This is a genomic window from [Ruminococcus] torques ATCC 27756, assembly GCF_000153925.1.
GTDB classification, from domain to species: Bacteria; Bacillota; Clostridia; order Lachnospirales; family Lachnospiraceae; genus Mediterraneibacter; species Mediterraneibacter torques.
Genome location: NZ_DS264371.1, coordinates 1 through 17937, shown reverse-complemented (window position 1 = coordinate 17937; position 17937 = coordinate 1). Strand labels below are relative to the sequence as shown.

The window sequence follows — 17937 nt, the reverse complement described above, 5'->3', positions numbered from 1 at the left end:
GGTGAGGAAGAAAATGTCGGAACAAATAGAAGAAATTTTTGCCTACTATGGGAAACAACGGGATAAGAGCAGTCAGGAGATGGTTATTGCATTGTTGCGTGAGCTTCAGGAAGCAGAGGGGTGCATTACGCCGGAATTGAAGGTGCGGGTTATAGAGACGACAGAAATTACGGATAAATTTTTAAATTGTTTAATCAAAATGTATCCGAGTATAAAAGAGGCGAAGCAGGCTCATGAAATTATTGCATGCACAGGCGAGAGGTGCGGAAAGAAAGATGGAATGACGATCCTTCAAAATCTCAGACGAGAGCTGGGAATCAAAAAAGACGGGATTTCATCTGATGGACGATTTGAATTGCGGACACGAAATTGCCTGAAACAGTGCAGGACGTCGCCTAATATGTATATTGACAGAAAACTGTATTCCGGTGAACAGCTCAAAGATATAAAAACATTGCTGAATAATATCTGTAAAGAGAGATGAGGGATCGGATATATTGCCGGATGAAGAAAGGAATGCCAAAAGATCAGGTGCAAAAACAGCCTAAAATACAGAAAGAAAAGAGCATAAAAATGTTGAAATGCACAAAAAAATATGATATCTTGTAAAAGAATGTTGCAATGTAATGATATGTGCAGAAGAGGAAAAAGAATATGAAAAAAGCAAGACGGATAAAAGCAGGTGTTTTGGCATTTACGGCGGTAGTTTCGGTAGCGGTTACATCAGTGCCGGTATATGCAGTTGAGGACAGTCCCGTAGTTTATGATTTAAAGGCAGAGCAGAAAAACCAGGAAAACTTGGAGTATGATCAGGCTGCGTTGGATCTGCTTAAGTATTGTAATAAAGATGATTTTAAAACATGGGATCAGTCTCTGGCTCCGATGAACGATGCACAGGCACAGGAGATCAAAACATTTGTTGACGATCAGATCGTAAAAGGAGAGACGGAAGATTATAAAAAAGCAAGACTTATTTATGATTGGATTACAAAAAACGTACGGTATGCAGGATCAAATGATACAGATATCGGACTTGCTCCGTATGATGTGTTTACGAAGAAAGTGGCTGTGTGCGGAGGTTATTCAAATCTGTATAAAGCGATGCTTAATGCGGCAGGTATTCCGGCAATTTATGTTATCGGCTGGGCAGGCGGACAAGGTCATGCATGGAATCTCGTATATGCGGATGGAAAATGGTTTTATTCTGATACTACATGGGGAGTTTCCAATCCTAACTACTATTTTGCTCCGGATGTAAAAGATTTTTCGGGTTCTCATAAAACGCAGGATCTTGTGCAGGTTCGTTTGGAAGGAGCAAATAATACGCAGATCGGGTTTTCAAACGGTATTGCTGTAGTGGGAGTAAAAGACGGAATAACAGAGGTGAAGATACCGGAAAAATTTAATGATTTGGATATTGTATCTGTGTCATCCGACATTTTTAACAGTACGCTGAAAACATTAGATATTTCAAAAAGAGTTACCCATATCGATACACAGCTCGTATCTAATGCGGTTTCTTTACAGGAGATTCGTGTGGCAGAAGAAAATACGGCTTATGCTTCCGTGGATGGGGTGCTTTTTACAAAAGATTTAAAAGAGATCTTATGTTATCCTGCTGCAAGGACAGATGAGAGTTTTACACTTCCGAAAGAGACGGAAAAGTATGATGAGAAAGAGACTTTTGTATGCGAGAAGCTGAAAGATATTCATGTGGAAGAGGGAAACAGTAAGTATTCTTCCTATGACGGCTGTATATATAACAAAGAGAAAACGTTGCTTTTGACAATTCCGGAAGCAAAAACAGAAGTGAAAGTACCGGGAACGGTTGTGCTTGATAATACAACATTTGATTCAAGATCAAATATTACGAAGATAGAACTGGAGGAAGGTATTACGACGGTTATGCCATATGTATTCAACTATTGTACAGGCATTAAAGAATTATATCTTCCGGACAGTCTTGAATCTATTGAGGCGGATGCGTTTAACGGAGTGAATTTGAAGCAGGTTACGGTTTACGGAAACAGAGGTACATATGCAGAAGAGTTTGCGAAGAAAAACGGATGCACTTTTGTGGCAGATACTTCCGACTACAAAAAAGGTGATGTGGACTTGGATGGAAATGTCGCGATCGGAGATGTTCGTGTAGTATTGCGCAGCATATGTCAGAAGATAGAATTGAACGAGATGCAGGAGCTTGCGGCTGATGTGGAAAAAGACGATAAGGTAGATATAAAAGATCTGCGGAAAATCTTAAGATATGTGTGTGGTAAAATTGATTCGTTATAAAAGATATCGTGAATCAGATTTCATAAGTGAAACATAAGAGGCAGAAAAAATCCCCGTTTCGTTGAAAGTGATATGTCCCCTTCTAGGTAGACAGTTAAAATAATAAAACTGTTTATCGAGGAGGGGGAGCATATCAAAGACGGAGCGGGGATTAAATTTTTGTAATTGTTTTCATATGGAAATGATGTGTAGATGTGTATATGATATTTTTTGTAGATGTGTATATGATATTTTTTAGCTTGACACTTGAATTTTAAGAATTATAATGTTCTTTATGGTTAAAAACAAATAACGGAAAAGACAGGAGCTAAAAAATGGAACAGGATAAAGCGTTTTTAGGAAAAGAACCGATCGGAAAACTGCTTTTAAAACTGGCGCTTCCGACAGTTGCGGCGCAAATGATCAATATGCTGTATAATCTTGTTGACAGGATTTATATCGGACATATCCCAAATGTAGGGGTTTCCGCTCTCGCGGGAGTCGGAGTATGTATGCCTTTGATTATGCTTGTTTCGGCGTTTGCGGCCCTCGTCGGCTATGGCGGGTCTCCGCGGGTGTCGATTTATATGGGAAAGAAAGACAATGAAACAGCCGAAAAGATATTGGGAAACTGTTTTGCAATGCAGATAATAATATCTGCAATCCTGACAGCAGTGCTGCTTATATGGAGCAGAGATCTGCTTATGCTGTTTGGCGCGAGCAGAAAATCAATCGAGTATGCAGTCAGCTATATGAACATTTATGCAGTCGGTACGATCTTTGTAGAACTTACACTTGGCATGAATGCGTTTATTACAGCGCAAGGATTCGCAAAGACGGGAATGTTGTCTGTATTGATCGGTGCGATTTCCAATATCATACTTGATCCGATCTTTATATTTGGATTCGGAATGGGTGTCAAAGGAGCGGCTCTTGCCACGATTATATCGCAGGCATTGTCCTGTATTTGGGTAATCTCTTTCCTAATGGGAAGGAAAACGATGCTGAAGATCCGAAAAGAAAATTTGCTCCTTCGCCCGAAAATTATTTTTCCGTGTCTGGCATTGGGAGCGGCGACGTTCGTTATGCAGGCGAGCGAAAGTGTGATTTCTGTTTGCTTTAACGCTTCTTTACAAAGTTACGGAGGAGATATGGCAGTAAGCGCGATGGCGATTTTGACAAGTGTTATGCAGTTTGCACTGCTTCCCCTTCAAGGCCTCGGACAGGGTGCGCAGCCGATCATCAGTTATAATTACGGAGCGGGGAATGCAGGGCGTGTAAAAAGTGCGTTTAAGCTCTTGTTAAAAGTAAGTCTTTGTTATTCGACAATTTTATGGGGAGCGGTTATGCTTTTCCCGGAGGTGTTTGCAGGAATGTTTACGACAGAAGCCGATTTGATCGTATTTACCCGTCCGGCGCTTCGTATTTATATGGCGGTTATGCTGATTTTCGGAATTCAGATGGCGTGTCAGATGACGTTTAATGCACTCGGAAGAGCTGTAGAGTCTATTGTGGTTGCCGTGATGCGTAAGTTTATTCTGCTCCTTCCACTGATTTACATAATGCCGCTGCTGTTTTCGTCAAATAAAACGATGGCTGTTTACCTTGCAGAACCGGCGGCAGATCTGCTGGCTGTGACGTTTACGGCGATCTTGTTTACAGTACGATTCAAGAAAGCGCTGCAAACAATGGAGAACAAAAAAATACAAGATACATAAAAAGCAGGAAAATATTAAGAAAGAGGTAGAAAAATGGTACATCATATTGTTATGTGGAAATTCAAACCGGAAATAGAAGAAAATAAAAAAGAAGAATTAAAAAAAGCTATGGAAGAAAATCTTACAGCCCTTGTAGGAAAAATCCCCGGACTTTTGACTCTTGAGTTTGTTGCTTGTCCGTTCGGATCGAGCACTCATGATATGGCTTTAGTCAGTACGTTTGAGAAGGAAGAAGATATTTCTGTTTACGCAAAACACCCGGCTCATGTAGCTGTTGCCGATACATATGTAAGGCCGTTTGTGACAGAGAGAGCATGTCTCGATTATTGATTGCCGATCAACGGAAATAAAGAAGAATAGGACAGAAAGTGCCGCACATATACTTGTTATAAAAGGCGTATGTGTGGCATTTTTTATATGGAAAAAGAACAGATTAAAAAGAAATTGGCATCGGCTGCAAGTATGCCGAAAGATGTTGTTATGGGAGCTTCGGTTGTTACAGTTCTGGGAATGTCGGAAGTGTGTATTGAAAATTACAGCGGGATCACGGAGTATACAGACACTCTCGTACGTATAAGAACAAAACACGGACAGATACAGTTAAAAGGAAGTTGTTTGGAAATAGAGTTTTATACGAATGACGAAATGAAGATTACCGGTTCGATCAATTTGATTGAATTTCAGGAGGGGAGGAATCTCCGATGATTGAAAATGGAATGCGATATCTGCGGGGGTATGTAAAAATACAGATTCAGGGATATTCTCCTGAGCGTTTTTTGAATCTGTGTTCCTATCACCATATTTTAATCTGGGGATTGGCCTATGAAGATCACTGCTATGAACTTTGTATGAGTGTACGAGATTTTAAAAGGATCAGACCTTTTGCGAAAAAGACGCATACAAAAGTAAGGGTGAAAGAGAAATATGGATTTCCGTTTTCTCTTTATAATAATCGGAAGCGAAAGTTATTTTTTGCCGGTTTTATTATCTGTATTTTTTTACTGCAGATTTATTCAATGTTTATATGGGATATTCATTTTACGGGGAATGAGACGCGAACGGATGAAGCGTTGTCGTCTTTTTTAAGAGAGAAAGGTGTGTTTGCGGGGATGCTAAAAAAAGAGGCAGACTGCCGAAAAATCGTAAAAGAGATCAGGACGCAATATGATGACGTTGTATGGGTATCCGCATCACTGGACGGAAGCAGACTAAAAATTCAAATTAAAGAAAATGAAGATTCTTTCGAGAAGGAAGAAAAAAAGAAAGATGAGAACGCTGTAGATCTTGTCGCGTCTTCAGATGGGGTGATCACAAAAATTGTGACAAGAACAGGAACGCCTCAAGTTCATGTCGGTGATACAGTAAAAAAAGGAGATATTCTTGTCAGCGGACGAGTGGAGATCGTAAACGACAGTAAGGAAGTGATCGGCTATAAATACTGTCATGCCGATGCAGACATTTTTGCGGATACACAGATGGAGTACGAAGATGAATTATCGGCTTCATATGAGGAAAAAGTATATGATAAAAAAGAAAAACATCGTTTTTATGTGAAAGTTAAAGATACCCGGGTTTCCTTTGGAAGTGTAAAAATGAAACCGAACCGCTGTGAATTTATATCAAAAGAATACGGAGTAAAAGCAGGAAAAAATTTTTATCTTCCTTTTTCATATGGGATGGAAACCGTCCGTTCTTATCACTTGCGTGAAAAGATATATACAAAGGAAGAGATGAGGGCGGTTCTCAGTAAAGATTTTGAGCGATTTTGTAAAGATTTACAGAAAAAGGTATTCAAATAAGAGAAAATAGTGTTAAAATACATCTGTATGAAAAATCTGCCAAAGCAATGGGTACTCTTTTTTTGAATGAGAGGATTACACAAGAGGCAGATACAGAAATAATAACGATCGAAAGGAAAGAAACAGATGAGTCTGTCGGAACTGATGATTGATATACCTGCAGAGCACGAGGCAAACGTGTTTGGGCAGTTTGATGCTTATGCAAAGAAACTAGAGAGAACATTTCATGTCACATTGATTGCAAGAGACGGAAGTATGAAGATTGTAGGAGAAAATACGGCTGCGGAAAAAACGCATCGTGTTCTCACTCAGCTTTTGGAATTATCACGGCGTGGAAATACTATTACGGAACAGAATGTGGATTATGCAATTTCACTTGTTTTTGAAGATCAGGAGGAGGGAATAGTGGAAATTGACCGGGATCTGATCTGTCATACTCTGCAGGGAAAACCGATCAAGCCTAAAACTCTCGGACAGAAAAAATATGTAGATTCTATAAGGGAAGGAATGATCACATTCGGACTTGGTCCGGCAGGAACAGGAAAAACATATTTGGCAATGGCAATGGCGATTACAGCATTTAAACGCAATGAGGTAAACAGGATCATATTGACAAGACCGGCAATCGAGGCAGGAGAAAAACTGGGATTTCTTCCGGGAGATCTTCAAAGTAAGATCGATCCGTACTTGCGTCCGTTATATGATGCTCTTTATCAGATCATGGGAGCGGAAAGTTTTTTGAAAAATTCAGAAAAAGGTCTGATTGAAGTTGCGCCTCTGGCATATATGCGAGGCAGAACGTTAGACAATGCATTTATTATTCTTGACGAGGCTCAGAATACGACACCGGCTCAGATGAAGATGTTTTTGACAAGAATCGGATTTGGATCAAAAGTTGTCATTACGGGAGATTCTACGCAGAAAGATCTTCCGGCAGGAACGGTTTCAGGTTTGGATGTAGCGGTAAAGGTTGTAAAAGATCTGGAAGGTGTAAGTATTTGCAGTTTGACAAGTAAAGATGTTGTTCGCCATCCGCTTGTGCAGAAGATTGTCCGTGCGTACGAAGAGTATGAGAAAAAGAATAATCCGAAAGGGAAAAACGGCAGGAGGAAAAAATCGTGAGTTTATTTATGGAAATAGAGACAGACAGAAAACTGCCGTTTGATGCAAGAAAAATTGCGGAGCTTGTAATCGAAACATCGCTTGATTATGTGAAATGTCCTTATGAAACAGAGGTCAGTCTTCTTCTTACAACGGATGAAGAGATTAAAGAAATAAACCGGATGCAGCGGCAGATTGACCGGGCAACGGATGTTTTGTCATTTCCTATGGCAGATTATGAGACACCGGGAGATTTTTCGCATTTGGATGAAGATGCCGGACTGTTTCATCCCGATACAGGAGAGCTGATGCTTGGGGATATTGTGATCTCTGTAGATAAAGTGTTTGAACAGGCAGAAGAATACGGACATTCGCTGCTTCGGGAATATGCATTTCTAATTGCGCACAGCATGCTTCATTTATTTGGTTACGATCATATGGAAGAAGTGGAAAGAAAAGAAATGGAGATGCATCAAAAAAAGATTATGGAACTTGTGAATATTACAAGATAAATGTTTTCAGGTTCGGGATCATTGGATAAAAGGAGAACAACTATGGGGGATACACAGGCAAATCAAAGAAAAAAAACAAGGGGAGAAGATTACATCGCTCAAGGGTCGATCCTGGCTGTGGCGGTTGTGATCACGAAGATTATCGGAGTTGTGTACCGTATCCCGCTGACAAACATATTAGGGGATGAGGGAAACGGTTTTTACGGATATGCTTATCAAGTATATGCGATTGCATTGATGCTTTCTTCATTAAGTCTTCCGACAGCAGTATCAAAACTTGTGTCGGTAAGGATGGCTGTCGGACAGAGGCGCAATGCGTTCCGCGTATTTTTATGTTCCCTTATATTTGCTGTTTCGGTAGGAATTATTATATCTCTTGCGATCTTTCTCGGAGCAGGAGCGATTTCGGAACATATGATGAAAGCGCCTTTCAGTGTTTACGCACTTAAAGTGCTGTCGCCGGGGCTTTTGATCGTTGCTGTTATGGCTGTTTTAAGAGGATATTTTCAGGGACTGGGAACGATGGTTCCGACAGCGGTATCGCAGATTATCGAACAGATCATCAATGCAGTTGTCAGTATTGTCGGAGCAAGCGTCCTTTTCGGAATGGGAAGTCGTGCGGGAGAGAAGGCGGGAGAAGAGCTGTTAGGTCCTGCTTATGGAGCGGCGGGAGGTACGCTTGGAACAGTAATCGGAGCCGCGGCGGGACTTTTGTTCTTGTTGTTTGTTCTTTGGATATTTAAAGGCGGAATACGCCGTCAGATTCAAAGGGATCATACAAAAGGAAAAGAAAGTTATTCTCATATTTTGAAGATTCTCGTTATGACGGCAATTCCCGTTATTTTCAGCACGGCGATTTACAACATCAACCAGATATTGGATCTTACCGTTTTTAATCATATTATGGATGCGCAAGGTTTTACAGAAAGTGAGTATATGGCTCTTCAGGGAATTTATACCGGAAAATATGATCCGCTTATTAACGTGCCGATGTCAATACCTTATGCCCTTAGCACATCGATCGTTCCTGCACTGACAACGGTTGTGATGGCAAGAAACAGGAAAAAGACACATTATCAGATAGATCAGACGCTTCGTTTAACAACGATCATAACGCTTCCAAGCTGTGTTGGATTTCTTGTACTGGCATCTCCGCTTATGGTGCTTCTATATAATGATGCGGGAAAAGTGCCGGCGCAGCTTTTAATGTTAGGTTCCGTAGTTATTATTTTGTACGGATGGTCTACAATTACAAATGCAGTTTTGCAAGGATTGAATTATTTATCTTCTCCGGCAAAAAACGCGGCAGCGGCATTGGTCGTTCATCTGGGAGCGCTTGTTTTAATGCTCACAGTGTTTAAATTGAATGTATATGCGCTCGTAGGAAGCAACATTGTATTTGCTGTTATTATGTGTGTTTTAAATCAAAGAAAAATACGTCAGGTATGCGGATTCAGAATCAATATACGAAGAACATTTGTAAAGCCGTTGATCGCTTCGGCGATTATGGGTGTTATAACGTATGCTGTTCATTTCGGACTTCACCGTCTGATCGGAGGAAGAGTTATCCCGACTGTTTTGGCAATTATCGTGGCAGTTATTGTTTATGGAGTCCTTATTTTAAAATTAGGAGCTCTTTCGGAGAAAGATATTCAGGCGCTTCCGATGGGAACACGGATATTGAGAGGATGTCAGGCGCTGAAATTGATGCCTCCAAGCGAAGAATAAAAAAATAAGTGAATAAATAAAAGAAAAAAGCTGATACTGTATAGAAAAGGGGTAGATTATATGAACTCAAAATACAGGATCGGCTTTTTGTGTGCGGGCGCGGCATTTTTCTTGTTTATAACGCTTGCATATAAAATGACATATGATTATACGATGGACAAGTATATGGAAAAGGTGAGTGAAAGAAACGAAGATGTACAAAAGGCAGACGGCATCGGAAAAACGGAAAGTATTGCGGCCGAAGGAGAGGCAGTAAAAGGCGGAGCAAAAAAGGGGTTTTATCTTAAGGAACTTCACGGATTTGTCGTCGTTTATCTTGAAGATAAAAAAACGATTTATGAATTTACCGAAATACCTCTGTCAGATCTTCCGGAAGAAGTGCGCCAGGAAATTGCACAGGGAAAGCAAATTGCAACTGCAGAAGAATTATATGCTTTTTTAGAAAATTATTCGAGTTGAAAAGCAAAACGGAAAAGGCCGGAATGATAAAAGCCGCAAAATGGCGATGGACGTAATCAAAGAAATAGTGTATAATACAGACCTGTAAAATAAGAAGTTATTATGGATAGAAGATAAAAAGTGAAAGGGATTATAATGGATCAACAGAAGATAGCAAGGATCAATGAATTATACAGAAAATCGAAAGCGGAAGGCCTGACTGAAGCAGAGAAAAAAGAACAGAAGATTTTAAGGACAGAATATATGGACTCGGTGAAGAGAAATTTAAGAAGTCAGCTCAATAATATCGACATTGAAGAAAAGGACGGAAGTGTGATCAATCTCGGAGAAAAATATGGAAACAAAAAGGGACATTAGAAAAATGATGACGGCGCTTCGTGCCGCAATGTCTGAAAAAGAAAGAGCAGAGGCGGGGCGCATCATCGCGGCGCGCCTTTTTTCTTCAAAGGTGTATGAAGACGCCGGCACAGTATGCTGCTATGCGTCTTTCGGAAGTGAAGTCCCTACGGAAGAAATTATAGAAGAATCGCTTAGAAGAGGAAAATGTGCTGCGGTTCCGAAAGTGACCGGAAAGCAAAAAATGAAGTTTGCCCTGATTCACAGTATGGCAGATTTAAAAGCGGGATTTCATGGGATACCGGAACCGGAATCATGGTGTCGGGAAATTCCAAAGTGTGGAAGCAAGCTGCTTGTAATCGTGCCCGGAGTTGTGTTTGACAGAGCGGGAAACCGAATCGGCTATGGCGGAGGATATTATGACTCATATTTGAAGCAGGCGGATTGCATAAAAGTCGGAGTGGCATTTGATTTTCAATGTGTGGAGCAGATTGTTCCGGAAGTGCATGACGTACCTGTAGATTATATTATTACGGAAAAGGAGATGATCACATGTCGGCAGGCTTGCCAAGAGATCCGGTGATGCTCTTAAGTGTTGTAAATACAAAATTAAGAGATTATTATTCGACGCTGGATGTGTTGTGTGAAGATATGCAGGTTGATAAACAAGAATTGATCGGTAAATTAGAGATGATCGATTATACATATGATGCAGGCAGTAATCAGTTTGTGTGAGTGGAATAAGAGGAAGTTATGGAAAATAAAACATTTATAACAGCAGATGCAGAGAGAAATATTCCGGTAACAGAGCCGGAAAGACAATATTATTTTATAGAGAAAGCGAAAGAAAAATTAACAAAGCTTAAGGAAGAGGAAAAAAGAGAATTTACATTTTGCGTTACAACATTCGGTTGTCAGATGAATGCGAGAGATTCGGAAAAGCTGGTTGGTATTTTGGAACAGATCGGATATGTAGAAGAACCGGATGAGGAAAAAGCAGATTTTGTTATTTATAATACGTGTACTGTTCGGGAAAATGCAAATCAACGTGTGTACGGTCGTTTAGGACAGTTAGGCAGGATTAAAAAAACGAATCCTCATATGATGATCGCTCTGTGCGGATGTATGATGCAGGAACCGGAGGTTGTGGAAAAACTGAAAAAAAGTTATCGGTTTGTAGATATTATTTTCGGAACGCATAATATATATAAATTCGCTGAGCTGATCGTCTCACGGATGAATTCAGGAAAAATGGTGATCGATATATGGAAAGATACCGACAAGATAGTAGAAGATCTGCCGAGTGAAAGGAAGTATCCGTTCAAGTCAGGAGTTAATATTATGTTCGGATGTAATAATTTCTGCAGTTATTGTATCGTTCCTTATGTAAGAGGTCGTGAAAGAAGCAGGGATCCGAAGGCAATCATAAGGGAAATCGAGCGCCTGGCAGAGGACGGTGTTGTAGAAGTAATGCTGCTTGGACAAAATGTCAATTCCTATGGGAAAACACTGGAGCATCCGATGACGTTTGCACAGCTTCTTCGAGAAATCGAGAAGATTGATAAAATTGAACGAATCCGTTTTATGACATCCCATCCAAAGGATCTTTCGGATGAACTGATCGAAGTGATGGCACAGTCAAAAAAAATCTGTCGTCATTTACATCTTCCTGTGCAGTCGGGAAGCACGCGCATATTAGAAAAAATGAACAGACGTTATACAAAAGAACATTATCTTAAACTTGTGGAAAAGCTTAGAAAGGCAATACCGGATATTTCACTGACAACGGATATTATTGTAGGTTTTCCCGGAGAGACGGAAGAAGATTTCCGGGAAACGCTGGATGTTGTGTGTAAAGTTCAATATGATAGTGCGTTCACATTTATCTATTCTAAGCGTACAGGAACGCCTGCGGCTGCTATGGAAGATCAGATATCGGATGATGTTGTAAAAGACCGGTTCGGACGTCTTCTTGAAGAAGTACAGACGATTTCGTCAAAAATGTGCTCAAGGCATGAAGGAACAGTTCAAAGAGTACTTGTAGAGTCTTGCAATGAGCATGACGAGAGGTTGATGACAGGTCGTCTGAGCAATAATCTGCTTGTACATTTCCCCGGAGATGAATCTATGATCGGTACGTTTGCGGATGTGAGTCTTGATGAATGCAAAGGCTTTTATTATATAGGAAAAATTGTAGGAAAATAAAAAAAGACGTAAGAACAAAGGTGACTATTCGTAAGAAACATCGGATAGTTGCCTTTTTGTTATTTTAAAAACTTTTTTGATTCATATTTTCGGGAGATGTACATATATTGTGTAAAGAGGTGGACAAGATGGAAAAAACAGGGAAGAAAATATCACATGTGACAGGAGTTTTAGCCAGATCGGTGCGTATAATTATTGAAAATATTTTGCGTGAAGGCGGAGCACTTCAGGAAATAAGAATGAGGATCGGACAGCCGCTTACTGTTATGATCGATGGTGAAGAGCAGATACTTCCGTTAAAAGAAAGAGCACATATTGTTACAAAGGAAGAAATAAAAGAGACGATAGAATATATGAGCAGATACTCTTTATATGCATATGAAAATGAGTTAAGGCAGGGGTTTCTGACATTGGAAGGAGGACATAGGGTGGGAGTTGCAGGAAAAGTGATCGTCGACCGTGGGAAAGTAAAAAATATTCAGTACATATCATCGCTTAATATCAGAATCGCTCACGAAGTGATAGGTTGTGCCGATGAATTGATTCCATATATTACGAAAAATAAAAAAGTATGCCATACATTGATCATTTCACCTCCGCGTTGTGGAAAAACAACACTTCTCAGAGATTTGATTCGTCAGATATCAGATGGAAATGAATATGTAAAAGGCTGTTCGGTCGGCGTAGTAGACGAACGTTCGGAAATCGGAGGATGCTATATGGGGATTGTGCAAAACAATCTCGGTATGCGCACGGACGTTCTAGACTGCTGTCCGAAAGCAGAAGGAATGATCATGCTGATTCGTTCGATGTCTCCTCAGGTCGTGGCAGTGGATGAAATCGGTACGGCAGAAGATATCCATGCTATTGAATATGCGATGCAGTGTGGCTGCAAACTGATAGCCAGTGTACATGGCATGGATATGGAGGAGGCGGCGAGAAAGCCGGTTCTGGGGGAAATGATACGCAGAAAAATGTTTGAACGGTATATTGTGCTTGGAAATGACGGACATCCGGGGAAAGTAAAAGAGATTTATGATGAGCGGGGGAGTGTTTTGTGCAGAAAGTGATCGGAGGGATTCTTATATTATCTGCAACTGCAGGAGCCGGTGTTGTGTATGGAAATGAATTGAAAAGATATTTACGGAACATGGTTTATCTGCGATATGTATTTGGACTAATCAGGGGGGAGATAGAATATACTTGCGCACCTCTTCCTGAAATTTTTTTCGGCGTCTCTGCCCGTGTGAAAGAACCGTACCGAAGGTGGCTGAAAAAAACGGCGGAAGAAATGGAGTGTCGAGACTTATCAGGGTTTGCGAGGGTATGGAACAGATGTACGGACAAGTATTTGGAAATACCGGGATTAAAACAGGAGCATAAGATACTTATAAAAGAACCCGGAACATTTCTCGGAAGTTTTGAAAAAGATATATCAGATCGTGCAATGGAAATGTATTTGAATAAAATGGATCTGGAGATCGAGAAACTTAGAGCGGAACTGGCGTCGAAGGTAAAAGTCGGCAGGTGTCTCGGAGTTATGGCGGGTTTATTTTTTATAGTGCTGTTGATTTGACCGGATAACAGCAGGAGGAAATATGGATATCAGTCTTATTTTTAAAATTGCGGCAGTAGGAATACTTGTTTCTATTTTAAGTCAGGTATTAAAACACAGCGGCAGAGAAGAACAGGCATTTCTTGCAAGTCTGGCCGGACTTATTTTAGTGTTGTCATGGGTGCTTCCTTACATTTATGATCTTTTTCGTACTGTCAGACAATTATTCTCATTATAGTAAACGAAAGTGCGGGAAATGAGAAAAGAAAATGAAAATAGAAGAGGAAGAGGTGAGAGCAGATGAGCATGATACAGGCCGGAATGATCGGAGTGATCGGTGCAATGTTGGCGATCCAGTTAAAAGGAAGCAAGGCAGAATACGGGATTTATGTAAGCGTAGCGGTAAGCATTGTTCTATTTGTGCTCATCTCAGACAGGCTTGGTATTTTCGTTCGTACTGTAAAAGAACTTATAGCATACGCTCATCTTGAAACAAGCTATTTTTCCGTAATTCTTAAGATGGTCGGCATTACTTATATTGCGGAATTTGCTTCCGGAATTTGCAAAGATGCAGGATATCAAACGATTGCGGGACAGATAGAAACGTTCGCAAAGCTGACGATATTGGCGCTTGGGATGCCGGTTTTGACAGCTTTGCTTGAAACAGTCAGGGAGTTTCTGTCATGAAAGGAAGAAAAGGGAGATTTCTTTTTACATTATTTTTAACGCTTCTCGTATTTGGGTTCGGGACAAGGATCGTCCGGGCAGATGAAACGGATAATTTTCAATCGGATAAAAAAAGCATAGAAACAGCGGAAACAAAAATATTGGAAGAAGAGTTTGATTTTAAAGAAATTGAAAAAAGTCTATCGGAATTGTTTCCAAAAGAGAAAATTTCCTTTGAAGAAGTTGTATTTTCTTTTCTGTCAGGAGAGCCGGGGGAAATGTTAGAATTGCTTACGGGATACATAAGAGACGAGATAGCCTATGAGTTTTTGTACAGCAAAAAAACTCTCGTTTATATTATATTGATTGCCGTTATGGCGGCTGTATTCAGCAATTTTGCGGGAGCTTTTCAAAGCAGACAGATTTCGGGAATAAGTTTTTACGTTGTATATATGCTTTTGATCACGCTTTGTTTGATGTCTTTTCGGACGGCGGTTTATGGAATCAGTGAAAAATTGGAGTCTCTTACGACGTTTATGAGAGTTCTTTGTCCCGGATATTTTCTTGCGGTGGCGTTTTCGTCGGGAAGCGCGACTTCAATCTTTTTTTATAATTTGATTCTTTTTCTGATTTATATTTCAGAGCTTGTGATCGTAAGGTTTCTCTTCCCGGTGATAAATGTTTATATTATGGTGCAAATGCTTGGAAACTTAACGGAAGAAGATCTCTTTTCTGAATTTGCCGATCTGTTGAAAAAAGCGGTGACATGGACGCTTCGTACGATCGTTGCATGTATTGTCGGGGTGAATGTTGTGCAAGGGCTGTTGGCACCTGCGATAGATACGGTAAAAAGAAGTGCGCTTACAAGGACGGCAGAGGCACTTCCGTGGATAGGAAATGTGATGGGAGGAATGGCGGAAGTGACAATGGGAACGATTGTTTTGATTAAAAACGGAATCGGAATGGCAGGAGCTTTTATAGCGGTTTTAATATGTGCGGTTCCGATTCTGCAAATGTTGTTGTCTGCGCTTTTGTATAAAATGGCGGCGGCAGCGGTACAGCCGGTTTCGGACAAAAGAATTACCGCTTGTATCCGCGGAGTGAGCGAGGGGTATGAAATGATAGTTTCCGTTATTTTTACAGTAGGATTTTTATTTTTGCTTACAATAGCGGTTGTGGCCGGAGTAACTACATGAAATATGAAAAATGATAACTATATAAAGAACAAAAAGTGCAGGACTGAAAATACATATGTGTATGCTTTGTTTCGTTAAAAGGAGGCAAAAATGCTTGAAGAAGTATATAAATGGATTCAAAATATAGCAGTATATCTTGTTGTAGTGACGGCGATGCTTCATGCGGTACCGGGAAAAGATTATGAAAGATATATTCGTTTTTTTTCCGGTCTTGTATTGATCGTTCTTATTTTTATGCCGGTCTTAAGTGTGTTTGGCATGAAAGAAACATTCGGAGCAATCTACAGTAATCAGGTATATGAAAAAGAAAGAAAAGAACTGGAAGAGGCCGGGAACTCTTATGAGGAAATGCTGAAAAATTATATAGAAGAAAATAAAGAGGAAGAACATACAGGAACAAAAAAAGCGGATACAGATGCCGGAAAGGAGTCGATAAAAGATGGATTTGAAAAAGGCTCAAGAGTATATTAAGGCATTAAAAAACGGGGAAAAGTTTCCGAAGAAAAATATGTTTCTCATTATGTTTTTGCTTGGTGCGCTGCTGTTTGTTATTGTTCTTCCGACCGGTTCCTCTGCCCCGACTTCGGAAAAAGGCGGATTAGATGAAAATAAAAGAAAAGAAAATAAAAATTCACAAACGGGAGAATATGAAACATACATAGAAGAAAAAACATCTTCCGTGCTGTCGCAGGTGAAAGGAGCAGGAAAAGTAACCGTGATGGTGACGCTTAAATCAAACGGACAGAAATTGATTGAAAAAGATCATTCAGGAAGTACGCAGACCCAAGAAGAGACATCCGACGGCAATGTTCGGAAAGATTCGGAAAGTACGTCGGAGAAAATCAGCGTATATGAGCAGACGGCAGACGGAGCATCTGTTCCTTATGTAAGCAAAGAACTGACGCCGGAAGTTGAAGGGGTGATTGTGATTGCGGACGGAGGAGGTGATGCAGTTGTTGCCCGTAATCTTACAGAAGCGGTACAGGCATTATTTGGTGTGGAAGCGCATAAGATAAAAATAATGAAACGGGGATGATACATAAAAAGGAGGCTTGTGAAGTGAAACGAGTATTTAAGAAAAATCAGATTATCATAGCTGCGTTGGCGGTGATGATCGCAGTGGCGGGATATTTGAATTATTCCGGAAAAATATTTCATGAAAAAGACGGGGGAGCTGAGGAAGCAAATGCAGATCTTGCAAATCAGGAGCTGCTCGATATTTCGGAAGAGGATATAGAGACGGTAGGAGACGAGATTGCAAGTAATGATTCCGATGTAGAGGGAACACCGGGGGAAGCTGTACTGACGAATGGAAGCGCAGAAACGACAGTTGCACAGGCAAAGGTAACACGGGAGCAGGTAAGAGCTCAGAATAAAGAGACGCTTCAGGCAATTATAGATAATACAAATTTAAGTGAGTCGGAAAAACAAGAAGCGGTATCACAGCTTGTACAGATGACTCAGATTGCAGAGCAGGAAGCGGCAGTGGAGACAATGATGGCTTCAAAAGGATTTTCGGAAGCGGTTGTAAGTATTGACGCAGACTCTGCGGATATCGTAGTAAAAGCAGAAGAACTTACAGATGCGAATCGAGCTCAAATCGAGGATATTGTGACAAGAAAGACAAAAATTGCACCGCAAAATATTGTGATCACCCCGATTCGTGAATAAAAAGTATCTGCTGTATGTGAAAATGAAAAATTCGATTGTATCTGAATGTTTGCCTGAATCCCGTGGTGTCAATAACTTATGAAAATGTCACTTTTTAATATAGAAATTTATTTGAAAAAATGTCACTTTCATAAAAGGGCTAATGCCCTTTTATGAAGCTGACTGCTGCTTCTCGAAAAATAGCTCATATAAAAATTTAAGTGACAGATTATAATCCTCCATCCACCAGATTGCTTTCCATTCATCACTGCTGTGACGCAGCTGAAGGTGTGGTTCTACTGTTTTTGACACTTTTTGGGGAACTTCTGTATTGGCATTTTTGTTCTGAGGTTTCAGATAACGGATGGTATTATAGATTCGTCCGCCGTACTCTACACGAATTCCAAAACGTGGGTTAATTAATACAGTGATCTCACGGCGGGCATTGATAATCGGAAATCCCTCATCTAGGATTTGAAAACACCGATTTTTAAACGAAAATGTCCCGGCTGCATCTGTTTTTCTCGTGTGCTTTACACAAAGGATGGAATCCAGATTCAAATCTTTTGCGGCAGAGACAAAAATAGACTCTGCTTCCGGCTCAACGGCAAACCTCTGATTGAAAAGTTCCCTGTACTCTGTTTCCAGAAAACGGTTTGCTTCTGACACAGTAGTAATCCCACGTTTTGCGAACTCAACAGGGAGCCTGCTCTGCAGTGTGACCCATAAACGTTCAATCCG

Annotated in this window: 22 protein-coding genes and 1 pseudogene; 22 read left to right on the top strand and 1 reads right to left on the bottom strand. The window is 40.4% G+C overall.

Translation table 11 applies throughout. The features are described 5' to 3' along the window. From RUMTOR_RS10760 to RUMTOR_RS10655, 22 genes are all read left to right on the top strand, one after another. Window positions 1-484, top strand: a 484-nt coding sequence (locus RUMTOR_RS10760; protein ID WP_330360070.1) for an NADH-quinone oxidoreductase subunit NuoE family protein, incomplete at its 5' end; no start/stop codon positions are given. Window positions 485-654: 170 nt separating this feature from the next. Beyond that, window positions 655-2292, top strand: a complete 1638-nt coding sequence (locus RUMTOR_RS10755; protein WP_004847836.1) for a transglutaminase domain-containing protein — start codon at window positions 655-657, stop codon at window positions 2290-2292. Between the two features lie 314 nt (window positions 2293-2606). Continuing rightward, window positions 2607-3989, top strand: a complete 1383-nt coding sequence (locus tag RUMTOR_RS10750) for an MATE family efflux transporter (RefSeq protein ID WP_004847835.1) — start codon at window positions 2607-2609, stop codon at window positions 3987-3989. Window positions 3990-4022: 33 nt separating this feature from the next. Next, window positions 4023-4319 carry a Dabb family protein gene (locus RUMTOR_RS10745; RefSeq protein ID WP_004847834.1) on the top strand — a complete coding sequence of 99 codons (297 nt, stop codon included), beginning with the start codon at window positions 4023-4025 and terminating at the stop codon, window positions 4317-4319. Window positions 4320-4406: 87 nt separating this feature from the next. Beyond that, a complete protein-coding gene (locus tag RUMTOR_RS10740; RefSeq protein ID WP_009319803.1) occupies window positions 4407-4694 on the top strand; it encodes a YabP/YqfC family sporulation protein in 288 nt (95 codons plus the stop codon). Then, complete coding sequence (locus tag RUMTOR_RS10735) at window positions 4691-5788, top strand: sporulation protein YqfD (RefSeq protein ID WP_004847832.1); 1098 nt, start codon at window positions 4691-4693, stop codon at window positions 5786-5788. Before RUMTOR_RS10740 ends, RUMTOR_RS10735 begins: the two co-directional genes overlap by 4 nt. A gap of 126 nt (window positions 5789-5914) precedes the next feature. Continuing rightward, window positions 5915-6910, top strand: a complete 996-nt coding sequence (locus RUMTOR_RS10730) for a PhoH family protein (protein WP_009242173.1) — start codon at window positions 5915-5917, stop codon at window positions 6908-6910. Further along, entirely contained in the window at window positions 6907-7401 is a 495-nt protein-coding gene (ybeY, locus tag RUMTOR_RS10725) for an rRNA maturation RNase YbeY (RefSeq protein WP_009242172.1), read from the top strand. Before RUMTOR_RS10730 ends, ybeY begins: the two co-directional genes overlap by 4 nt. A gap of 42 nt (window positions 7402-7443) precedes the next feature. Beyond that, entirely contained in the window at window positions 7444-9129 is a 1686-nt protein-coding gene (locus tag RUMTOR_RS10720) for a putative polysaccharide biosynthesis protein (RefSeq protein WP_009242171.1), read from the top strand. Between the two features lie 60 nt (window positions 9130-9189). Further along, window positions 9190-9588, top strand: a complete 399-nt coding sequence (locus tag RUMTOR_RS10715) for a hypothetical protein (protein ID WP_004847827.1) — start codon at window positions 9190-9192, stop codon at window positions 9586-9588. 135 nt (window positions 9589-9723) lie between these two features. Then, complete coding sequence (locus RUMTOR_RS10710) at window positions 9724-9945, top strand: DUF896 domain-containing protein (protein ID WP_004847826.1); 222 nt, start codon at window positions 9724-9726, stop codon at window positions 9943-9945. Continuing rightward, window positions 9923-10507 (top strand): 5-formyltetrahydrofolate cyclo-ligase, encoded by a 585-nt coding sequence (locus RUMTOR_RS10705; protein ID WP_004847825.1) that lies wholly within the window; start codon window positions 9923-9925, stop codon window positions 10505-10507. The genes RUMTOR_RS10710 and RUMTOR_RS10705 overlap by 23 nt, the downstream gene beginning before the upstream one ends. Next, window positions 10477-10659 (top strand): DUF4250 domain-containing protein, encoded by a 183-nt coding sequence (locus RUMTOR_RS10700; protein WP_009242169.1) that lies wholly within the window; start codon window positions 10477-10479, stop codon window positions 10657-10659. Before RUMTOR_RS10705 ends, RUMTOR_RS10700 begins: the two co-directional genes overlap by 31 nt. Before the next feature lie 18 nt (window positions 10660-10677). Continuing rightward, entirely contained in the window at window positions 10678-12129 is a 1452-nt protein-coding gene (gene miaB / locus RUMTOR_RS10695; RefSeq protein WP_004847823.1) for a tRNA (N6-isopentenyl adenosine(37)-C2)-methylthiotransferase MiaB, read from the top strand. A 128-nt stretch (window positions 12130-12257) separates the two neighbouring features. Next, complete coding sequence (gene spoIIIAA, locus RUMTOR_RS10690; RefSeq protein WP_004847822.1) at window positions 12258-13199, top strand: stage III sporulation protein AA; 942 nt, start codon at window positions 12258-12260, stop codon at window positions 13197-13199. Further along, window positions 13187-13705, top strand: coding sequence for a stage III sporulation protein AB (locus tag RUMTOR_RS10685; RefSeq protein ID WP_009242165.1), 519 nt, complete (start codon window positions 13187-13189; stop codon window positions 13703-13705). Before spoIIIAA ends, RUMTOR_RS10685 begins: the two co-directional genes overlap by 13 nt. Before the next feature lie 22 nt (window positions 13706-13727). Beyond that, a complete protein-coding gene (spoIIIAC, locus tag RUMTOR_RS10680; RefSeq protein ID WP_004847818.1) occupies window positions 13728-13922 on the top strand; it encodes a stage III sporulation protein AC in 195 nt (64 codons plus the stop codon). Window positions 13923-13984: 62 nt separating this feature from the next. Beyond that, the gene (locus RUMTOR_RS10675) at window positions 13985-14371 is read left to right on the top strand and encodes a SpoIIIAC/SpoIIIAD family protein (RefSeq protein ID WP_004847817.1); all 387 of its coding nucleotides are present in this window, start codon (window positions 13985-13987) and stop codon (window positions 14369-14371) included. Beyond that, on the top strand, window positions 14368-15546 hold the full coding sequence (locus tag RUMTOR_RS10670; RefSeq protein WP_004847816.1) for a stage III sporulation protein AE: 1179 nt from the start codon (window positions 14368-14370) through the stop codon (window positions 15544-15546). Before RUMTOR_RS10675 ends, RUMTOR_RS10670 begins: the two co-directional genes overlap by 4 nt. A 90-nt stretch (window positions 15547-15636) precedes the next feature. Continuing rightward, window positions 15637-16017, top strand: a complete 381-nt coding sequence (locus tag RUMTOR_RS10665) for a stage III sporulation protein AF (RefSeq protein ID WP_004846375.1) — start codon at window positions 15637-15639, stop codon at window positions 16015-16017. Next, window positions 15986-16582 carry a hypothetical protein gene (locus RUMTOR_RS10660; protein WP_004846376.1) on the top strand — a complete coding sequence of 199 codons (597 nt, stop codon included), beginning with the start codon at window positions 15986-15988 and terminating at the stop codon, window positions 16580-16582. Before RUMTOR_RS10665 ends, RUMTOR_RS10660 begins: the two co-directional genes overlap by 32 nt. A 23-nt stretch (window positions 16583-16605) precedes the next feature. Then, entirely contained in the window at window positions 16606-17217 is a 612-nt protein-coding gene (locus tag RUMTOR_RS10655; RefSeq protein WP_009242161.1) for a SpoIIIAH-like family protein, read from the top strand. A 150-nt stretch (window positions 17218-17367) separates the two neighbouring features. On the opposite strand, the pseudogene RUMTOR_RS10650 reads toward RUMTOR_RS10655, so the two are convergent. After that, window positions 17368-17937 (bottom strand): annotated as a pseudogene (locus RUMTOR_RS10650) (ISNCY family transposase); the annotation flags it as partial.